At 35.9% G+C, this 19625-nt stretch carries 16 protein-coding genes; all 16 read right to left on the reverse strand.

What is annotated here, in order from left to right; genetic code table 11:
* Nucleotides 1–963 precede the first annotated feature (963 nt).
* Nucleotides 964–2055 carry a mannose-1-phosphate guanylyltransferase gene (locus BUA96_RS03085; RefSeq protein ID WP_072980223.1) on the reverse strand — a complete coding sequence of 364 codons (1092 nt, stop codon included), beginning with the start codon at nt 2053–2055 and terminating at the stop codon, nt 964–966.
* Nucleotides 2056–2644: 589 nt separating this feature from the next.
* Nucleotides 2645–5017 (reverse strand): GumC family protein, encoded by a 2373-nt coding sequence (locus tag BUA96_RS03090; protein ID WP_072980225.1) that lies wholly within the window; start codon nt 5015–5017, stop codon nt 2645–2647.
* A gap of 26 nt (nt 5018–5043) precedes the next feature.
* On the reverse strand, nt 5044–5844 hold the full coding sequence (locus BUA96_RS03095) for a polysaccharide biosynthesis/export family protein (RefSeq protein WP_072980227.1): 801 nt from the start codon (nt 5842–5844) through the stop codon (nt 5044–5046).
* Nucleotides 5845–5901: 57 nt separating this feature from the next.
* On the reverse strand, nt 5902–7248 hold the full coding sequence (locus tag BUA96_RS03100) for an exopolysaccharide biosynthesis polyprenyl glycosylphosphotransferase (protein WP_072980229.1): 1347 nt from the start codon (nt 7246–7248) through the stop codon (nt 5902–5904).
* 24 nt (nt 7249–7272) lie between these two features.
* Nucleotides 7273–8034: a glycosyltransferase family 2 protein gene (locus tag BUA96_RS03105; protein ID WP_072980231.1), complete on the reverse strand. Its 762-nt coding sequence runs from the start codon at nt 8032–8034 to the stop codon at nt 7273–7275.
* A gap of 105 nt (nt 8035–8139) precedes the next feature.
* Entirely contained in the window at nt 8140–9087 is a 948-nt protein-coding gene (locus BUA96_RS03110) for a UDP-glucuronic acid decarboxylase family protein (RefSeq protein WP_072980233.1), read from the reverse strand.
* A 1-nt stretch (nt 9088) separates the two neighbouring features.
* On the reverse strand, nt 9089–9640 hold the full coding sequence (locus tag BUA96_RS03115) for a WcaF family extracellular polysaccharide biosynthesis acetyltransferase (protein WP_072980235.1): 552 nt from the start codon (nt 9638–9640) through the stop codon (nt 9089–9091).
* Between the two features lie 4 nt (nt 9641–9644).
* Nucleotides 9645–10802 carry a glycosyltransferase gene (locus tag BUA96_RS03120; protein ID WP_072980237.1) on the reverse strand — a complete coding sequence of 386 codons (1158 nt, stop codon included), beginning with the start codon at nt 10800–10802 and terminating at the stop codon, nt 9645–9647.
* Nucleotides 10799–11869: a glycosyltransferase gene (locus BUA96_RS03125; RefSeq protein ID WP_072980239.1), complete on the reverse strand. Its 1071-nt coding sequence runs from the start codon at nt 11867–11869 to the stop codon at nt 10799–10801. Before BUA96_RS03125 ends, BUA96_RS03120 begins: the two co-directional genes overlap by 4 nt.
* Nucleotides 11869–13014, reverse strand: a complete 1146-nt coding sequence (locus BUA96_RS03130) for an O-antigen ligase family protein (protein ID WP_072980241.1) — start codon at nt 13012–13014, stop codon at nt 11869–11871. Before BUA96_RS03130 ends, BUA96_RS03125 begins: the two co-directional genes overlap by 1 nt.
* Nucleotides 13004–13861 (reverse strand): sulfotransferase family protein, encoded by an 858-nt coding sequence (locus tag BUA96_RS03135; protein WP_072980243.1) that lies wholly within the window; start codon nt 13859–13861, stop codon nt 13004–13006. The genes BUA96_RS03130 and BUA96_RS03135 overlap by 11 nt, the downstream gene beginning before the upstream one ends.
* A complete protein-coding gene (locus BUA96_RS03140) occupies nt 13862–15010 on the reverse strand; it encodes a glycosyltransferase (protein WP_072980245.1) in 1149 nt (382 codons plus the stop codon). It abuts the gene before it with no gap.
* A 44-nt stretch (nt 15011–15054) separates the two neighbouring features.
* Complete coding sequence (locus tag BUA96_RS03145) at nt 15055–16041, reverse strand: glycosyltransferase (protein ID WP_072980247.1); 987 nt, start codon at nt 16039–16041, stop codon at nt 15055–15057.
* Entirely contained in the window at nt 16038–17300 is a 1263-nt protein-coding gene (locus BUA96_RS03150) for a glycosyltransferase (protein WP_128755755.1), read from the reverse strand. The genes BUA96_RS03145 and BUA96_RS03150 overlap by 4 nt, the downstream gene beginning before the upstream one ends.
* A 20-nt stretch (nt 17301–17320) precedes the next feature.
* Nucleotides 17321–18307: a sulfotransferase domain-containing protein gene (locus BUA96_RS03155; RefSeq protein WP_072980251.1), complete on the reverse strand. Its 987-nt coding sequence runs from the start codon at nt 18305–18307 to the stop codon at nt 17321–17323.
* Nucleotides 18304–19605, reverse strand: coding sequence for a flippase (locus tag BUA96_RS03160; protein ID WP_128755754.1), 1302 nt, complete (start codon nt 19603–19605; stop codon nt 18304–18306). The genes BUA96_RS03155 and BUA96_RS03160 overlap by 4 nt, the downstream gene beginning before the upstream one ends.
* Between the last annotated feature and the right edge of the window lie 20 nt (nt 19606–19625).

Raw genomic sequence — 19625 nt, forward strand, 5'->3', positions numbered from 1 at the left:
TAAGTGTATTGGGAGAGAAGCTAATTCTAGGTAAGGAAATAAGTACCATGTGTGATCTCTCCTAACGTCGAGATGACTGATTAGCTTTGATATGAGTAGAGTTTATACTCAAGGGCTTTAGTTCCCTTTTGGTCAGTATAGCAAGGGTATCCGTTAAAAATTTCTGAAGCCTTAGAAGAAATTTAAGGGAGATGCTTGCCGTAATCACCCTCAAAGCGAAAAATACTTATGCAAGCATTTTTTACCGATTACTACAGATTGAAATAGTAGGGCATTTCCTAAAATCAATACTACGAATGCAATTCTTTAGCCATCTTTTTCTTCAGTATAGCGAGAAGGCTCCGTTAAAAATTTTTGAAGCCTTGGAGAAAATTTAGGAGCCTTTTTGCGATTTTGCCTGATAAGGCAAAAATACCTAAGAAATGTGCCTCTCTGGAAGACGATTCTTATTACGATTATTATAGGCACATTCAATCTGACCTATTCAAAAAATAGAAAATACAGATTAAAAAGTGTCTTTTCTTTTCTGCATCCGACGACCGCAGGGAGAGGAATGCACCTGTTGTGCTATATAATTTTGTTAGTCGAATTAGTACTAGTAAAGAAAATGAATGAACACAATTAGTAGTAAAAATTCACCAATCAACGTCAGTAGATTCACAAGTTCCCAAAAAATAATAATAAAGAAAAGTAATACAACGGCATCCCCCACTCAAAGCCCAGGCAAAGGCCATGATAGAGTATGAAAACTGCTGCTAAAAAACGACCTTAAGAGGCATCATTTGGAAACCTTGCAAAATTTCAGAACAATGCATTAGAAGTAGTAACTTAAAACAATGAACAACATACCGAGAATAAGGAATAACAAACACTAAATAGGAAATCAGCCACAACAAACCCTAAACAAAAAAGGACACCTATACCAGCATCCTTTTAAAAATCATCTAGCAGAATAGCCCTTCCCTAAACCAAGTCTGCCCCAAAGTGTTGTTCAACTTCAGCACGTATAATTTTCACGTCTTGCTCTTTGGCTTTGGGTATAATCACCAAAACGTCATCGCTATCTACCACGATATAATCCTTGAGTCCTTCTACGACAACCACTTTCCCTTTTTCAGAACGAATAAGATTGCCTTGCGCTTCACGCAACACCGTTTGAGCATTTACAATGACATTTTTATCCTGATCTTTTTCTAAGTTGTCGTAAAGTGCACCCCACGCCCCAAGATCACTCCAATCAAAGGTTGCCGGGATTACCCCAACGTGACCACTTTTTTCTAGAATCCCGTAATCGATACTGATGTTCTCTGCTTTGGCATAGTTGTCCAAAATAAATTGCTGCTCTGCTTCGGTATTTAAAGCCTCAAAACCTGAGTTAAACAACGCATACATTTCCGGAAGGTATTTCTCAAAAGCTTCGATAATGGCTCTGGCGCTCCAGATAAAGATTCCGGCATTCCAGGAATAATTTCCCTCTGCTAAAAATTGTTTAGCCGTTTCATAATCGGGCTTTTCCTTAAAAGCTTCCACCCCTTTCACAGCGGCAGTTGAAGCATTATACTGAATGTAGCCGTAGCCGGTATGCGGAAAAGTAGGTTCGATACCCAAGGTAACCAGCAGTTTTTCTTCCGAAGCATCTTCAGCACACGCTTCAAAAGCCGTATTTAAGTCCGTTAAAAAGGCCTTCTCATTTTCGATCCAGTGATCGCTAGGTGCTACGATCATTACTCCGTCAGGATTGGCTTTATAGATCTTTAGCGCAGCCAGCAAAATACATGGTGCAGTATTGCGCATCGCAGGTTCTAAAACGATATTCTCATCTCTAACTTCAGGAAGTTGCTCGTTTACCAAGCCTTTGTACTTTTCATTAGTTAAAACCAACACGTTTTCTGAAGGTACGGTTTGAGACAAACGTCCAAAAGTGCGCTGGATCAAGGTTTCTCCGGCACCTAAAATATCATGAAATTGCTTAGGATAACTTGCTTTACTCAGTGGCCAAAAACGGGAACCAACGCCCCCGGCCATTATAATTGCATAGTAGTTGTGGTTTGTCATCTGGTGAATTAAATAGCGTTAATACGTTATTTGTATAAGTTGTTTCTATGGGTTTAAATATAGCATTTTTAACCTATTACGTCAGGATTAGGAGCTGAAGCAGCAAGTATGAGGCGTTCAATAGTTGCATTAATATACTGAAATGTAATCCTTTTAGCTTAAACCTATCGACTTAAAGCCATAAGCTACCACGTAACCCAAAACGAGAAATAGAAAACCACAAACAATAAATAAAGAATAAGGAATTATAAACCCAAAACAACAAACACAGAATAATGAATAACAAACAATAAATAGAGAATCAGGAACAACAAACAGTAAACAATAATAGACTCTAGTATAGCACCTCAATACTAAAAGCTATCGACTAAAAACTATAAGCTACCGCGTAACCCGCAACGAGAAACAGAAAACCACAAACAATAAATAAAGAATAAGGAATTATAAACCCAAAACAACAAAAACAGAATAATGAATAACAAACACTAAATAGGGAATCAGGAACAACAAACCTTAAACAAAAAAAAGGACACCAATACAGCATCCTTTTTTTTAAGCCTATCGACTATAAGCTAGAACCTAAACACCATTAAAAACTCTTTTTAAAACGCTCCCATAAGGATGCCTTTTCCTGCCCATAAGCATAGCCATATTTATTCCCATATCCAAAATTAGCCGTTTTCACATCATTGATCACAAAACTGATGTCATGCAATTTCCCATCATTCTGAGAATCTATGGCAAATTGTAGCAAGCGTTTTTCGGTATATCCCGCACGCGTCACGTAGATGATGAGGTCAGCATACTGACTGATCAAGAACGTATCAGCAACCAACATAGAGGGCGCAGTATCTACGATTACATAGTCGAATCGTTCCCGTAACTCGTCTAACATCGCACCAAATTTCTTTTGACGCAACAACTCAGAAGGGTTCGGAGGAATACTTCCCGACAAAAACAACTTTAAATTCGGGTGGAATTTGGAATCATTGATCAAGGTATTCAAAGCATGATCATCATTCACGAGATAATCACTTACCCCTAAAAAGCTTTTCGATTCGGTATCATAACGCTGCAATTGCGGATTCCGCAAGTCGGCCCCGATGATCACCACCTTTTTCCCGGTATTGGCTAAAGTCATGGCTAAGTTGATACTGGTAAAGGTTTTACCCTCCCCTTTGACTGTAGAGGTAGTATAAATACAATACCCCTTACCTTCATGCTTCGCATTCACCAACAAATACTGCAGGTTGGTCGTCAAAATCCGAAAGGATTCTGCCAATACCGAACGGTCATTTTCTTCGATCAAATCGCTTTCCCCTTTCGCAATCCGTGGTAATTCCCCAATAATAGGAATACTCTTGGTAAGCTTTTCAATATCTTCCCGGCGCTCGATTTTATTATTTAAAAGGCGTCGAATATAAATCACTAAAAATGGAATCGCTAAACCTATAAGGAAGGCTGCTGCTAAAACAATTTTGGGCTTTGGTGACAAGGGGATATTCAAACTATAAGCCGAATCTACGATCTTCGCTTTCGGAGAAGTTGCGGCTAAAGACAAGGAATTTTCTTCCCGCTTTTGCAATAAAAAGATATAAAGTGCCTCTTTGATCTCTTGCTGTCTAGAAATATCCCGAAATTGACGTTCTTTATTGGGTACTGTGGCGATTTGCGCCCCGATAAATCGGCTTTGCTGTCTCAGGTCACGCAAACTGATTTCTAAACTCGATACCGTACGTTCTAAACCACCTAAAATGGTCTGACGCAATTGCTCGATCTGATTGTTAAGCCGCAAAACCGTAGGGTTTTTATCGGTAGCCCCGCTTAAGATTCGATTGCGTTCCAAGACCAATTCGTTATAACTTGCGATCTGTGCATTCACCGATTCCCCTTCTAAACCAATATCTGCCGGCAATAATCCCGTATCCGCATCCTCTTGCAAATAGTTAATGATGGATTGCGCGATGGAAAGTTGCGTTTGAATCTCTTGTTCCCGCTTGCGGTATTCACTGGCGTTTTCTACGATCAACTGGGACTCGGTTTCTATATTGGTTAAGCTGTTTTGTTCTTTAAAACTTTCCAACCCAACTTCTACGGTATCTAACTCCCCACTGATAATTTGTAAACGTTCGTCGATAAATTTAGCGGTATTCACCGCAACCTCATTTTTATCTTCAATGGCTTCTTTATTATACTCAAAGATCAATTGATCCAAAATATCCTGGGCTTTTTGCTTGACTGGGCTTCCTAACCGTAATTCCAATAAGGTCGCATTATCATCCGTCAAATTGATCTGTACTGCTTCCCTATAGCTGTCAGCTACTGATGGGATCGTACGCAATTCGATCAATACCCGCTCCTTAAGCACAGGTTCAGGATTCTGTTTAAGTATAAAGGTTCCGTACTCCAATTGAAACAGTTCCCCTACCCTCACGGTCTGCGTTGCACCACTTTCCGGAAAGGTCAGTAGCAATTCGTCATTGGATCCCGTGTGCTCCACGGTAAACTGATGCAGACCCTTTGTTTTAGCTCCGAGTAAAGCTGCCTCTTCTAAAGAAACCACTTCTATAACATAGGGCGTATTTGCGTAGAGTTCATCCGTTTTCACCCCATCCAGATCATAATAAACGACATTCAACTTTAAAGCCTGAACCGTATTGATCATCAAACGTCGGGATTTCAGCAAACCGATTTCGTTCTCAATAGAGTTGGTACTCATACCTCCTAACAAACCCAAGTCGGCAAACTCAGCCCCGGCGCCTAAGCCGCCACCTTTGCTTTCTTCATCCTTAATGATTACACTGGCCACAGTATCATATACCGGGATGGTCAGTTTTAAATAGACAAAGGCGATTAATAGACAGGTAAAAACCCCAACAAGAAACCACGGCCAATAGCGTAAGTATTTGTCTAATTCTTCACGCAGATTGATTTCTTCGTTTTGTTGATTCAGTTCGTTCATAAAATCCCTTAAAAAATCAGTTTAAATTAGCGTACAAAAAGCACCACCAGTGAGATCAATACCGAAGCAACCGAAATAAACAAGCCGCTATTCGGATTTAAACTGCCGGCCTGGCGTTGCGAATCGTTCAACTCCACATAGAGTACATCATTTTGCTTCAGGTAGTAATACTCGGAATCAATCACACTGTTATCGGTCAAGTCCAAATAGGCTTTCGTAACCTTTCCATTTTCTTCGCGCATCACTAGGACATTATCCCGCCGTCCATAGATTTGCATATCGCCAGCCAACCCCAAGGCTTTAGGGATGGTAAGATATTCATTAGAAATCGTATAAGTTCCCGGTCGTTGCACGGCTCCCAACACCGAAACCTGAAAATTGGAAAGTTTTACATTCACGATGGGATTGGTGACGTAAGCAGCGATCATACCTTTTAATTTCTCAGCCAAGGCTACCCGGGTCAGCCCCCTCACGTAAATCGTTCCCAATACCGGAAATTCGATATTCCCATTACTATCCACTAAATACGTTTGTAGCTGAGGGGTTCCTCCTACACTAACAGCACCATTTGAAACATTACTCGCTCCGACTACAGGAGGGTTAAACGGAAGTGCTGCTTCCTGTTCAATAGCACTTACCGTAATGGTCAGTTCATCATTCGGCTGAATCGTAATAAATGATTTTGCCGGTTGTTCCATAGCAATTAGAGCCGGTACTTCCAATTCATCCGGTTCGTAAAAATACGTAGTATCTTTCCGAGAAACGCAAGAACTAAAGCATAGGATCATAGTAACCCAGCACAGCATGTTAAAATAAGAAGACTTCATCTATAAAATTTGCTCAAAAATAAGATTATCTTTTTAAGGGGAAAGCTTTAAATTAAATTAGTAGGCTTTTTCCTCTCCTTGTACCGCATTCAAGACGGTTTTAATAATGATCTTCACATCCAACCACAAGCTCCATTTTTCCACATAAAAAATATCCAAACGCGTTCGGTTGATGATATCGGCCTGCTGTATGATCTCGCCGCGATACCCACGTACTTGGGCTAAACCGGTGATCCCGGGCTTTACAAAGTGGCGTACCAAATATTTATCTACCGAGCTTTGGTATTTTTCGGTATGTACTTCCATATGCGGGCGAGGGCCTACCACACTCATATCCCCGAGCAACACGTTATAGAACTGCGGCAACTCATCAATACTCGTACGTCGTAAAATACGTCCCAATTTCGTTACCCGTTTATCATTCTTGGTCATCATCTTGGTATCCGCATCCGCCGTGGTGGCCATGGATCGAAACTTATAACACCAAAATACCTTACGGTTTACCCCGTGACGCTTTTGCTTAAAATATAGTGGTTCGTTAGAGTCTAAACGTTGCAGCAAATAGATCAATGGGCTCAACCATGACAACACCCCTACGATCACCAAGAGGGCAAACACCACATCAAAACTTCGCTTCACTATTTTAGCAAATGGGGTTTCTAGTGGCAGTTCGCGTAAGTTCAATACAGGAACATTGTCATAGAGCTCAATGGTCATCGCCCGGGTAAAGATCTCCTTATTATCCGGAACGATCTTCAGTTTGATCAGGTTATTATCGGCATAGGCCATCAAATTGAATAACTGAGGTTGCGATAAACGCGAAGCTATACAAAAGATCTGGTGCACATCTTTACGCTTAAAATAGGCAAAGGCTTCTTCTACTTTCCCTAAATAGGTAGGGCTTTTAGAATGTCCGTTGTCAAAGTAGCCCAGATACCGATAGCCCAAGTCTGGCTCATCAAACACCTTACGGATCTTCTTTAAGTTACGATCGCGGCCGATCACCACTACATTCACCGCATTCCCGCCTACTTCCCGATATTTCCCTCGGGCATAATAAAACAGGATGCGATAAAGTAGCAAACTTCCAAATAAGCACAACAGTACATTGCGGTGATAGGCAATAGAATGAAGTGGCGTTTGACTCAGGCTAAACCACGCAAAATAGCCCAGCGTAAACAGCAAATACAGCTGAATGGGTTTATGGATATTGGTAAAAAAGCGTTCTTTCCGGGAAGTAGGATAGTAATCGATCGCATAAGCACTCAACAACCACGTGGCATTAAAAAACAGGATAGAATTAATGTCAAAATACAAGTTGGGTATAAACCAAGCAAGCATCCCATTCAGCAAGCTTAAATGGATCAAAATACTAATGGGGACGATAAGTGCAGAGCGTTTCATAAGTAATTATACTAGGGATCAGTCTTAAGAGAGCTTTCGAAGCTTAGGTATCAAGTATTGTGGGATCTTACGGCCTATTTTAAAGGCTAAGGTTATGGAACCCCAAAGGGGATATCGGTGAATGATATCTAAATCTTCTTTAGACTTTATTTTTTGTAAGGCGGGGGTGGTACTTTTACCTCCAAGCCGCATTTTGACCAACCAATCGTTGATAAAGTAAGTTTTCAGCTTAGGATTGCTTAGCCAACGCAGCGTGATCTCATAATCACTGGCGATCCGATACTGCTCCTCAAACAAACCATAAGTTTCAAAGACTTCTTTTTTGACATAGATGGTCGTATGCAAGGGTACCCACCCATACTTAAGATAACGGGATCGAAAGGGCTTCGCTGTATAAATGCGCTTCACCGCATCAGGTTGTTCCCGAGCCACAAACATCCCATTCCCATAGACGATATCGGCGCTACTGCTTTGAAAAGCCTTCACGATCTCACTTAAGGTACTTGCTTTAGGATAAAAATCGTCGGAATGCAGAATCCCAATGATATCCCCGGTAGCTGCTTTTATTCCTTTATTTAAAGCGTTATACAAGCCTTTATCCGGTTCGGAAATATAATACCCCAAACGTTCCTTGTAGTCTTCAATAATAGCCTGCGTCCCATCGGTAGAGCCACCATCGATCACCACATGTTCTATATCAGGATAATCTTGAGCCAGTACCGCTTTAATACACGAACGAATCGTCGCTTTGTTATTGTATACAATAGTGATGACAGATATTTTCAAAACAACTAAAAGGTTAAAATATTAATGGTACTACAATGCTTAAAATGGCTATACTTAAAAATCTAAGCATTTCATTTTATGATTAAAACAAGGCAATAAGACTGCCTATAGATCTCGGCGCAATACACTTTCAAAATAGGTAATCGTCTCTCGCAAACCCTCCTGCAAGTCAATCTGAGGCTCCCAGCCTTGGAGCAAAGCCTTGGCTCTAGAGATATCAGGCCGGCGTTGTTGGGGGTCGTCTTGAGGTAAAGGCTGAAACACGAGTCGAGAAGCCGAGCCTGTCAATTCTAGAATAGTCTGCGCCAATTGCAACATGGTACATTCTTGAGGATTCCCAAGATTGATGGGGCCGGTGACTTGAGCTTCAGTGCCCATCAACCGAGTCAAACCATGAATTAGGTCATCAACATATTGAAAACTTCGCGTTTGACTCCCATCACCAAAAATGGTTAAAGGTTCCCCACGCAGGGCCTGCACAATAAAATTAGACACCACCCGCCCGTCGTTGATGTTCATATGCGGGCCGTAGGTATTAAAAATTCGGGCGATCTTGATCGCAACCCCATTTTGAGTATGGTAATCCATAAACAAAGTTTCTGCACACCGCTTGCCTTCATCATAGCACGAACGCGGCCCTATAGGATTCACATGTCCCCAATAGCTTTCGGGTTGTGGATGTACCGCAGGATCTCCATACACCTCCGAAGTACTGGCCTGTAAGATCTTTACCTTAACCCGTTTCGCTAACCCCAGCATGTTGATCGCCCCCATTACCGAAGTCTTGATGGTTTTAATAGGGTTATACTGGTAGTGCACCGGGCTGGCAGGGCAGGCTAAATTATAGATCTCATCCACCTCAGCATAAAAAGGCTCGGTAATATCATGCCGTATCAATTCAAAATACGGATTGGCCAACAGGTCTACGATATGTTCCTTACTCCCGGTGAAGTAATTATCCAAACACAGGACTTCATGGCCTTCTTGGAGCAACTGTTTACACAGATGCGAGCCGATAAAACCGGCACCGCCGGTTACGAGTATTCGTTTCATTCTATTTAACACTGCGTTTACGAACGGGTCTAGCTGGATTGCCCTGATTGATAGTGTAGGCTTCCAGATCTTTTGTTGCTACAGAGCCAACCGAAAGCACCGCATGGCTATTACAAGTCACTCCCGGGCAAACCACTGCCTTTGCTCCTACCCATACTCCGGCCTTTAAGATAATAGGACCATTGCGGTAATCAAAGGTAGAAACAGTATAATCATGATTACCAGTAAGCAACATCGCTCCTTGCGAAATACAAACATGGTCCCCTATAGTAACCTGATCCAGGTTATCAATCCAAGTATTTTCTCCAAGCCAGACGTAATTTCCTATTATTAACTTCCAAGGAAATTTGATACTTACCCCAGTTTTAATAACAAAACCATTTCCAATCTTTGCCCCAAAAAGCTTTAGCAAGTAAATTTTAGGAGTCATAAATGGAAACCATCCTGATCTCAATATAAAAGCATTGCATGTCAACCATATAAATTGCTTGACAACACCTGCCTTTTTAGAAAAGTTCCTATTATCAAATTGATCCAGACGTGTACCAACCATAAAGTTATTTATTAAATAGAACCCTTAAATTTTCACCAAATGCATTAGTGGTAAAATACTGTCGATATGCTTTTGAGGCATTATCTTTCTTCAACCTCCTCTGCTCTTCAGAGAAGTTTAACCAACGCTCCAAAAGGTTAATAGTTCCTTCAAGGGTATCCGCTTCTGCTATACCGGCTTCCTCTTTAATAATTTCCCTCCATATATTTACTTGTTTGCTAATCAGTACCGGGGTGCCACACGCCAAAGCCTCCACCACTGCAATTCCAAAATTTTCTTGGTGACTGGGAAGTATAAAATTTTGAGCACCATATAGGGCTCCCCACTTCGCCGCACCTTGTAGCATTCCCGGAAAATGGATTCTATCATCTCCAGCAGCATCACTTAAAACCTGCTGACCATAAGCTGATTCCAAACCCGGCCCAGCGATCACCAAATCAGGAATATCTGCATGCTTCACTCTTAGACTTCGATACGCTTTAACCAATAAATCAACGCCCTTTTTAGAATCAACACGTCCTAAGAAAAGAAAATAAGGCCTTTCATTTAAAGCAGGTATAGTACTCTTGAATGCTTCACTAAGAGAATATGAATAGGAAATTGGACTATCTATCCCCAAACCTACCACTATTTCACTTTTTGGATTGTAGGGTTTGAAAGTAGTTCGTGCCAACTTTAACTCATCTAGACAAGTAAAGAGCAAACCATTAGAATTATTCACTACTTGACGCTCCAGAAATTTCCAAAAAAACCAATTTCGAATGGCTTTCAATCGGCGGTCTTTTGCTTTTTGAAAATAGGGATCTAGCATGCCATGAGGCATTACCCACAGCGACGATGTTGATGCATATTTTCTCCAAAACAAATACCCCCCGTAACTAGAGTACTGCCAAAGCCCATGAAGGATTATATGATCATAATTTCTTAGGTGTACCCTGGCCCATTCTTTAAAGTTTTCTGTATAGGAATACATATTATTTGCAGGACCTAAGGCATAGACCTCATAATGTTTTGAGCGAAGAAAGCTTGCCTCAGGTTCATCAAAGCAAACCACCTCGCTAGCAAAACCTACACTATCTAAAGCACATACGGCTAGATCAACGGCTTTGGCAACGCCTCCGGCAATCGGGTTTAATGAAGTAAGAATATGCAATACTTTCAATATTCTAAAGATTTTATAGATTCTACAGCATTATTAACCATATTATTCATTAATAAATTATCTGCTATATAAACTCTCGCACTATTACCCATCTCTAGCAATCTCGATTGCTCACAAGAATTAATAGCTGTTACCAAGGCATCGACATCTTCACAAATCACTCCTGCTTTACTCTCTTCTAAATAATAATACTCTACGCATTGTTTTATTTCCTTACTTCGAGCTAATGTAAATATTGGCAAACCATAAGCCATCGCTTCTACTATGGAAAGCCCTAACCAAGCAGGCTGTAGGTAAATATCTGCAAGACTAAATAACTCTTCTTTCTTAGCATTATCATAAAGAGCACCAAAATCATACACATTGTCAAAGACAGAAAAATCAGGCTTATACGGTCCTTCTCCTATTATTACAAAACCTACGTCCGGTGTAGCTTCAATAATTTTTTTTAACAAATCTGCTCTTCGTTCTTTAAGGGTGAAACGTGCAGAAAATATACATACACGGTCATACTTGATTTTATTTTCAATTTTTAAAGCTGCTTTATTTTTGGTTGGTTTAAATGCTAAAATACGCTCCACATCACTTAAGGTGTTATCTAGGGCAACTATTTTCTTGGGGGAAATACCCTCATTACACCAAATTTTCTTTTCTTTTTCTGTATACAACCATACCAAATTAGATAATTTAATTTGCCATTTAATTAAGGATGAAGGTTTTGAAGACTCATCCATATATCGTTTTACTGAAATACCGTGTCCCCACAGGATGGTATCTCTATTAACTATCCTTCTACATAATAAGACAAACCACGTTGTAAGATGGCAAAAATTAAGCATTAAAACGACACCCTCTTTTGAAATTATAAAGGGCAACGGATTGTACAAAAGAAATGGACCTATTTTTAAAGAAGTAATTTTAACAGCTTTAAAAGTAGATAACTCAAACTTACTTTCCTTGATTCTATTAGTATCGCTTGAAACAAATACTTTTATTGTATAAAATTTTGCTACTCCTCGAAAAAAATCTGTTCTGTAGTGCGGTATGGAGGGTTGAAGAAACAACATTAAACCTTAACTTTTAGTAAACCTGTCTGCAAAGACCAAAATACTAAAATAGGTAAGCTAATGGTATCCAATAAAAACCCTTCTAGAAAAGCACATATAAGCATTGGGATTAAAATAGAGGTGTAAAATATATTGTAGACTTGCGTATATAAGAGATTTTTAACATCGTCTATTATAACTAAAAAAAGTAATGTAGAACCCAAAAATCCATTAGCAACTACCGCATAAAAATATGAGTTAGCAGTATATCCACGTCCTCTTCCGATACCAAAAAGACCGGTTTCTTCAATTTGTTTTAATAAGTTGGACCAAGCGTTTACCCGTGTATTGCTTCTCCCTGTATAATCTAGGTCATCTATAGACAAATAACCAAAAAATAAAAGAACAAAAATAGAGGACAACAACAATACCATAATCTTACTATCGTATCTTTTCAATGAAAAGAATACATTTGAGGAAATTGCTAAAAGAGCGAACAATAAAGCAGTTCTCGAACCCGTAATTACAACAATATAAATACCTAGGATTAAGGAAATGGTGTAAAATAAGATATTCTTTAGTTTATTACATTGATTGTATAACTTATAAAATGTAAAGCTTGCAAATATTGCGGCATACAAACCTATAAAATTAGGATGACTTGTTAAGCCAAAGAGTCTACCATTCCAAATTACATTACCAAGACCTAATATAACAACAATAGCGTTAAGAAAAATAAAACAAAAACTTCCAAAAAAAATAGAATTAAAAAAAGAATACTTTTCGACATTCTCTTGAAAAACAAAATGAGCCCTCGAAAAAAAAACAACAATAAGAATGGTAAAACCTAAATTTATTATTAGACTATTAAGATCACCATCAATGTAAAACTCAGTTAATATTAGAACTAATTCAAAAATAAAAAGCAATACTAACGGTCTTGAAATCTTTGCGCGATATGATAAAAGTTTTATATTCAATACAAGTAAAATGAATACTATAAAGTAATTAGATAAATTGGATAAAACTTCTAAAGGAGCAGGTATACTATAAGTTAAAGCTTCTTCTTTTGCATTTTTTGCTTTAAATGAACTTAAAAAAATAAGTACAGAAAAAAGATAGAAAAAAACTTTGTTATTAAAAGAGACATTATTTTTAATGGTCATCTAGATGTTTTTGTATTTGTCTATCTAACAATTCTTCTCGAGAATTTTCACTTTTTGAAAAAAGGCCTTCGATCTCTATGAGATTTTCATTGTTATAAGGTACACCAGAAAATTCGAGCATTTGCCTTTGGATTTCCTTATTTGCTAAAAAATCTTCTAAATAAAAGTGTTTAAAATTATCCTGATACAACCTTTCATAATCACACCTATAAGTTTCAACGCTCTTGAGCGCTTCGATATAATACGCTATTAACCCTTTTTGTTTTATTATAGAAGTAAATCCTTTTATTTTAGGACCAAAGGGCACAGTTTTAAACATCTTGATCAAAGACATTTGGAGAGCATACAGCGAGAGTCCAAAAACATCTTTAAAATCTATTTGCTCCTTGATACTCTTTGAATGAAAATTATCTTTTTTATTATTATTCGTTTTATCAAACTTCACTTTGGTAGAAGAATATTTTTTTAAAATTACTGAAAGACTAAAAGAGTACCCTTTTTTGGCAAATTTATAATTTGACTTTATGCACTTTACCGGATCACGTTCAATAAAAATAATTTTAGCATCAGGAAAAACAGCGTGTACTAAATGCGGTCGTAAACTGTTAATAGGTGATTTTTCAACAAACACGTAGTCAGAAGGAACGTCCTTCAATAACTTTTCTCGAATGCGTGTAACGATTTTATCTGAAATAGAATAATCCTCATCGTTCAAATATCTAAAATTACCTAGTCTCCAAGTTGCGTGCGGCTCAACTTCAACATAAACCTTGTCGATGAGACTAAAAACTTTAGAAACAAGGGTTGTGCCCGATCGAGAGTACCCAACTATAAGAACTTTCTTCATCTATTCTAAAATAATTTGAACAAAATTATCAGGAGAAAATTCTTCCAAATTCAATTCGTTCACATTAACCTTGCGCTTATTTATGATCATATATGCTATTTTATCAGCAATTTCCTGAGCGGTTATTTCATCTAGGGTTAATCCTAATTGCTGATCAGATATCAACTCTCCTAGCAACCCATTTTTGTTGCCTATCATTGGTTTTCTGTTGCTCAATGCGTGACCAAAAATGCCGGAAGATGCTTCAGGATTTTTATAAGGTATCAGGATTGCGTAAGACTGTAGAAAAAGAGATTTCAACCTCTCGTTGGAAACAAAATTATTATCAAATATTATGCTAAAATCTTGATTCTTTAAATTTTTAATTTTCTTCTGTATTACAGCCTCGACTGAAGCATTTGCTTTTCCTACGATTAAGATAGCTATTTGATCACTTACTTCTTTACTTAATTTATCAATGGCTCCTAGTATTTCATAAGTACCTTTTCTAGGAGTTATACTGCCGGGATGTAAAAAAACCTTAGTGTTTTTATCAAGACCGTAAAAATCAAAAAGATCAAACCCTTTTTCTTCTTTATAATTTGGTATAGGGTCAGGCAGCCATTTAAAAATATTTCTGTCAGACAATTTATTCAAGTATTGAACTGATTTACGATCATTTAAAATAAACACAGACTCAATTGATTTATTTGTTGAATACAATTGAGTAATTATTTTTTTTCTATAATACTTTAAATAATTAGTTAAACCTCTTTTTTGCATTCTGCTAAACTGTAGAAAAAGAATACCAGAAATAAAAAAATTAGTCTTTCTGAAACACAATGCTAACTGAAATACGTTGAAATAAAGTAAATAAACTTTATTTACTGAATAATGATTAGCATACTGTTTGACCAAACCAAATTCTTTGAAGGATCTTTTTAGCAAACTTATATTTTTCAATTCATCAACAATTCCTTGAGACAAAAATTCCCAGACAATAATGTCCTTGCTTTCATTTATGATTTGCGCATTATTCACTTTAAAAGATACTGGTACCACGAAAATATATTTATCCTCTAATTTTGTATCTGAAACATATTTTGCGATGTGCAATATATATTCTAAGTGATGACCTGTTAGATTAGAGTCATAAATAAGTTTAACCATTGTATTACTTTAAGAGAAAAATACTTTAACTACATCTATAAGCCTTAAAACTTATTTGAGATTTTAAAAGTAGTTAGAGGTGAAATATAATATAGCAAGTACTTCAAAAACCTTTTAAATCCAAAAATAGCCACTGTATCTTTTGTTAAAAGTATTAAAAACTGCCTTTTGATATATTTTCTTTGATTTTTATAAAACTCTTCAAATTCCGCTGAATCGATTTTTTCGCCGGCAAATCTAAAAGACATTAAAATAACCTGATGTATAAGATTTAAAAACTTTACACGATCTATTTTATTTTCTATTGATTGATTTAGAAAGTTAACCAATTCTTTATGAATAAAAATTAGGTCAAATGAATTTTTAGCTCTCCACGAGGACATAATTGAACCAGATTCTCTTATTCTATAGTTGTATAAAGCATTTTTAAACACCAGTACTAGATTTGCATTGTAAATGAGCTGAGGGCCAAATAATGCATCTTCATGCAAGAGCTGTGGATAAAACTTTATCTTTGTTTTTTCCAAAAAATCTCTTTTGATAATGAAACGCTGCGCAGCTCCAACTGGAAATCTTTGGAATAAATAATTTTTGCCCTTAACAATTAAATTATGGTCTATAAAAAGATCTAATTCAGAAATTTTCTTCGAGGGGTACACCTTTTTTAAAGGAGTAATAAATATATCTATTTCAGGAAATTTTTTAAGAGATTCAAATAAAACATTTAGCGAATTTTCAATAAGCCAATCATCACTATCAACAAACCAAACATATTTCCCTTTTGCTAACTCCAATCCATTGTTTCTAGCTACACTAAGGCCTGAATTTTTTTGTGCTATTAATTTAATATTTGGAAAGTTTAAAAAATTTTCAACGGTGGCAATACTTTTATCCTGTGTACCATCATCAACAATTATAATCTCAAGATCTAAAAAGTTAATATCTTGTGAATATATAGATGCTAAGCATTGTTCAATGTAATCTTCTACATTATAAACCGGAATAATAATTGACAAAAATGGTTCTTTCAAAGAAATTTTTTTTTGAATTTATGTTTCAATGATTTAAAAAATAATAAAGATGGTAAAATATGATATCCAAATGGTAGAGTGGTCTTAATGCGTCTTAAAAAATCTTTGAATTTTGTATAATTATTATCTGAATACTCCAAAGGAACTACAGAATTTGGTTCACTTTCTTTTATTTTTTTAAATAAATTTTGCCATCTTTCAGAAACTATTTTTATATCAAAATTTTCTTTTAGATATTTTGAAGTATTCTCGTATTCATTTGAATTTTGTGCTAGTGCAGAAATTAAATAGGTTTCTAATTCGTTTTCTTCTTGATACAAATATTTTTTTTTATACACAGTTTCTACATATCCTATAGAAAGCCTCGTTGTAATCAGTGCACCAAAACCTTGCATTTCAATGGCAGTATATCCAAATGTTTCTGTATTACCTGAGGGATTAGGCACACCCACTTTGGTCTTTTCTAAAATTACATTCTTTTCCTTGCCGAGTACACCGTGAAATATTATTGATTTTAAAAGGTTCCCATTCTCATCTGTAATAAATTTTATGAATTCTTTTTCATAAGATTTTTCAGCTATACCGTAATCTCCTAATTTCTGGGAACGATTATATAATTTTCCTGATCCAATTACGTGAAGTTCAGCATTAGGATGAATTATTAAAACTTTTTTCCAAATTCTTGCTAAAACATGAAAACCCTTTGCCTTTACAATACTTCCTACATAGGTTACTATCTTTGACCTTTCAAAAAAATTTAAACCTGACTCAAAATATGAAGTATTTACAGCGTTATAAATATATGTTGACTTGTTAAAAGCAAGATGGTCACGATATGTATTTAATTGCCCTCTACTTACGTTAACTATTCTTGATATTTTTTCATTTTTGCAATAATTTTGAAGCATACCAAACGTTATAAAATTATGCGCCCAAATTATAGTTGGAATTTTAAGTTTATTGATACATTCTTTTAGGTTGCTGTTATGTTTAAGAACTAACAAGTTGACTTGAAGATTAATTGCTAACTCAAAGGAGTCATTTAAATCATTAACAATTGTAGGTTCTATAAAATTCAAATTAATAATACTATTACTAAATAATAGAAATTCTAAATCTTGTTGACCATTTTTAACTAAATGACTCAATAAAAACAGCAATGCATATTCACTGCCTCCAATACCAGGATTTGATTGATCTAAATCATCGAAATTCACATCCTCTATACCCCTTGTGTCAATGTAAAATGCAACTTTCATTTTAGAATAATTCGATTTCTTCAATATTCATAATCCTTTAAATCTAAAAGGTCATTCAATTCAACGTTACTGGACTTATAATATTCCTTAAGAGTTTGGATTGTAAATTCATTGAATGAATATCTTGCTTTTCTACCTCTTTGCATTTTTCTTTCGATTGTATTTTTTATAGGTATCAAGAAATTTTTCGGTATGTTTTTTGAAATATTAAAAACGATAGGATATTTACGCAATATTCTCCTAAAGACATTATGATAATGAGTGGTTCCGTCATTTTGCTTCTCTTTGTTCAAAGAATCAATAGTCTCTTCCAAAGAGATATTCATGAATGAAGAAAGATCAGTTGCAAACCTGTGTTTGTCCAATATTAAATCCTCAAAATGCAAAACCTTTACATTGTCTTTCGAAAATAATTCGAAATAAAGTTTTACAACTTCGTTATATTTCAAAGATTTCAATAAAGGTAAATCATTTTTTAATGCAATTTCAATCCACTTATCTGGTTTAACATGTCTACCACACGAAAAATTTCTTGGATCAAAAGGCTGGTCTCTGTATTGAGAAAGCAAAAAATCAATTTGATTTCGAATTACAATTATAATTTTGGCATTTGGAAAAACCTCTTTTATCCTCGTGGCTTTTAAGCCTATGTCAGGATGACTGAAATTGACAGATGTAAGAAGCTCGTGACTAAAGACCGTCGCCTTTTTTTTCCCTTCGCAGTCCATTATATATTTCTTAAAAATCCCTTGCATCTGTTCTAAAACATTACTTTTTGAATATTCGATACTATGCGAAGATGTTATAGTATCATAAAAATTACGAAGAGATGAATCATTTAGATAAATATTTGAATTTGAAATATTATATGTGTCCTTACCTATATTTTCAGTTCCAAAAAGACCAAGATTGAGAATTTCGGAATGCACCTCAAATACATTTTTTTGCAATGTGGTACTTGCTGATTTAGGATAACCAATGTGAACAAAAATTTTATTCATATTCATCTTCCAAAAAAATTAAATGTTACTATTTCCTTTTTTATTTTTAAAATTTCTTTTAAGTCCTTATCGACAAAATCGTAAAAAGTATTTATTAAAAATTGAGGGACAATTGTTGAAAAAGCAGCTCCCACAAAGCCATACTTTGGTATCAAAATCAAATTTAAAAGGATATTGCCAACGGTTGCTATTAACTGTCGAATAAATATAGCTTTAGTTTTGTTTAACAATAGCATATATTTTACAGTCATCATACCCGAAAAACTTAAAGGTAATGTCCATATGTATATAGCAAGTACTTGTGCTGCGCCCTGATATTCGAGGCCAAAAAATAAATTTATAATAAAACCTGATAGAAAAGTCACCATCAAACTTAAAACAATTAAGGCCCAAAAAACATATTTAAATATTTGCCTGTATCTTAGCCAAAAATTTGGCTTTCTATGCAACTGGATCAACTTTGGAAAAATAGAAGTCACAATAATAGTTGGCAAAAAACTTGAAGCCTCTGCTAATTTTATACCCGCAGCATAGATGCCCGTGCTCGCCGCACTCATCATTTGCATTATCATAACTTGGTCTATTTTCATAGCAATCACCGTACTTAGACTGGCAATTATTAAGGGCCAACTATGAAACAGAAAATCCTTTATAATTTCCAAATCAAAACTAAAAATCTTAATTACTGCTCCTTGTTTTTGAAATTGCCAAATCATTAATAACAAACGAAAAGCTGAGTATAAAACAATTGATATAGAGAAATAAACAACTGAGAGTGATAAATAAATGAATAATATTTTGATTGAAGATGCTACTAATAAAGAAATAACATTTGCTATCTGAGATCTTTTTGCTAAGACTTTAGCTTGAAACCAATAGTCTAAAATTTCTGCTGATTCAAAGATTAATGATATAGAACATACAATTATTAACAATCTTGATATATCTGATTCGTTTGTAAAATAACTAGCTAGTATAGCTAAAAGAGAAAAAACAAACCCTGATAATATTCTTAGATTTAAAATTGTTCCAAGAATTATACTTTCTGACTTCTGGGCGTTTACGATTTCTTTAATGAAAATATCCCTAAGGCCTAAACTTGCAAATGCGCCAAAAAGAATTATGTAACTAGAAGCATATTGGTATAACCCAAAGTCTGTAGGCGCCAAATATCTTGCAATATAAATTCCGGTGAATAATGCTAAAAAACTATTTAGAATTTTCCCGAAAAACATATACCCCGTATTGGAAACATATTTTTTGACTTCAAGTGAAGAAAATAAAGAATTTCTAGTTTTTCCCAACAAAACCTAAAATATTTAAA

This window comes from Leeuwenhoekiella palythoae, assembly GCF_900130045.1.
GTDB lineage: Bacteria > Bacteroidota > Bacteroidia > Flavobacteriales > Flavobacteriaceae > Leeuwenhoekiella > Leeuwenhoekiella palythoae.

Coding starts and splice junctions, on each gene's coding strand:
- BUA96_RS03125 (WP_072980239.1), bottom strand. CDS start 11,869: ATGTTGTTTCTTCAACCCTCCATACCGCACTACAGAACAGATTTTTTT.
- BUA96_RS03090 (WP_072980225.1), bottom strand. CDS start 5,017: ATGAACGAACTGAATCAACAAAACGAAGAAATCAATCTGCGTGAAGAA.
- BUA96_RS03130 (WP_072980241.1), bottom strand. CDS start 13,014: ATGACCATTAAAAATAATGTCTCTTTTAATAACAAAGTTTTTTTCTAT.
- BUA96_RS03135 (WP_072980243.1), bottom strand. CDS start 13,861: ATGAAGAAAGTTCTTATAGTTGGGTACTCTCGATCGGGCACAACCCTT.
- BUA96_RS03155 (WP_072980251.1), bottom strand. CDS start 18,307: ATGAATATGAATAAAATTTTTGTTCACATTGGTTATCCTAAATCAGCA.
- BUA96_RS03095 (WP_072980227.1), bottom strand. CDS start 5,844: ATGAAGTCTTCTTATTTTAACATGCTGTGCTGGGTTACTATGATCCTA.
- BUA96_RS03140 (WP_072980245.1), bottom strand. CDS start 15,010: ATGGTTAAACTTATTTATGACTCTAATCTAACAGGTCATCACTTAGAA.
- BUA96_RS03115 (WP_072980235.1), bottom strand. CDS start 9,640: ATGGTTGGTACACGTCTGGATCAATTTGATAATAGGAACTTTTCTAAA.
- BUA96_RS03085 (WP_072980223.1), bottom strand. CDS start 2,055: ATGACAAACCACAACTACTATGCAATTATAATGGCCGGGGGCGTTGGT.
- BUA96_RS03150 (WP_128755755.1), bottom strand. CDS start 17,300: ATGAAAGTTGCATTTTACATTGACACAAGGGGTATAGAGGATGTGAAT.
- BUA96_RS03110 (WP_072980233.1), bottom strand. CDS start 9,087: ATGAAACGAATACTCGTAACCGGCGGTGCCGGTTTTATCGGCTCGCAT.
- BUA96_RS03100 (WP_072980229.1), bottom strand. CDS start 7,248: ATGAAACGCTCTGCACTTATCGTCCCCATTAGTATTTTGATCCATTTA.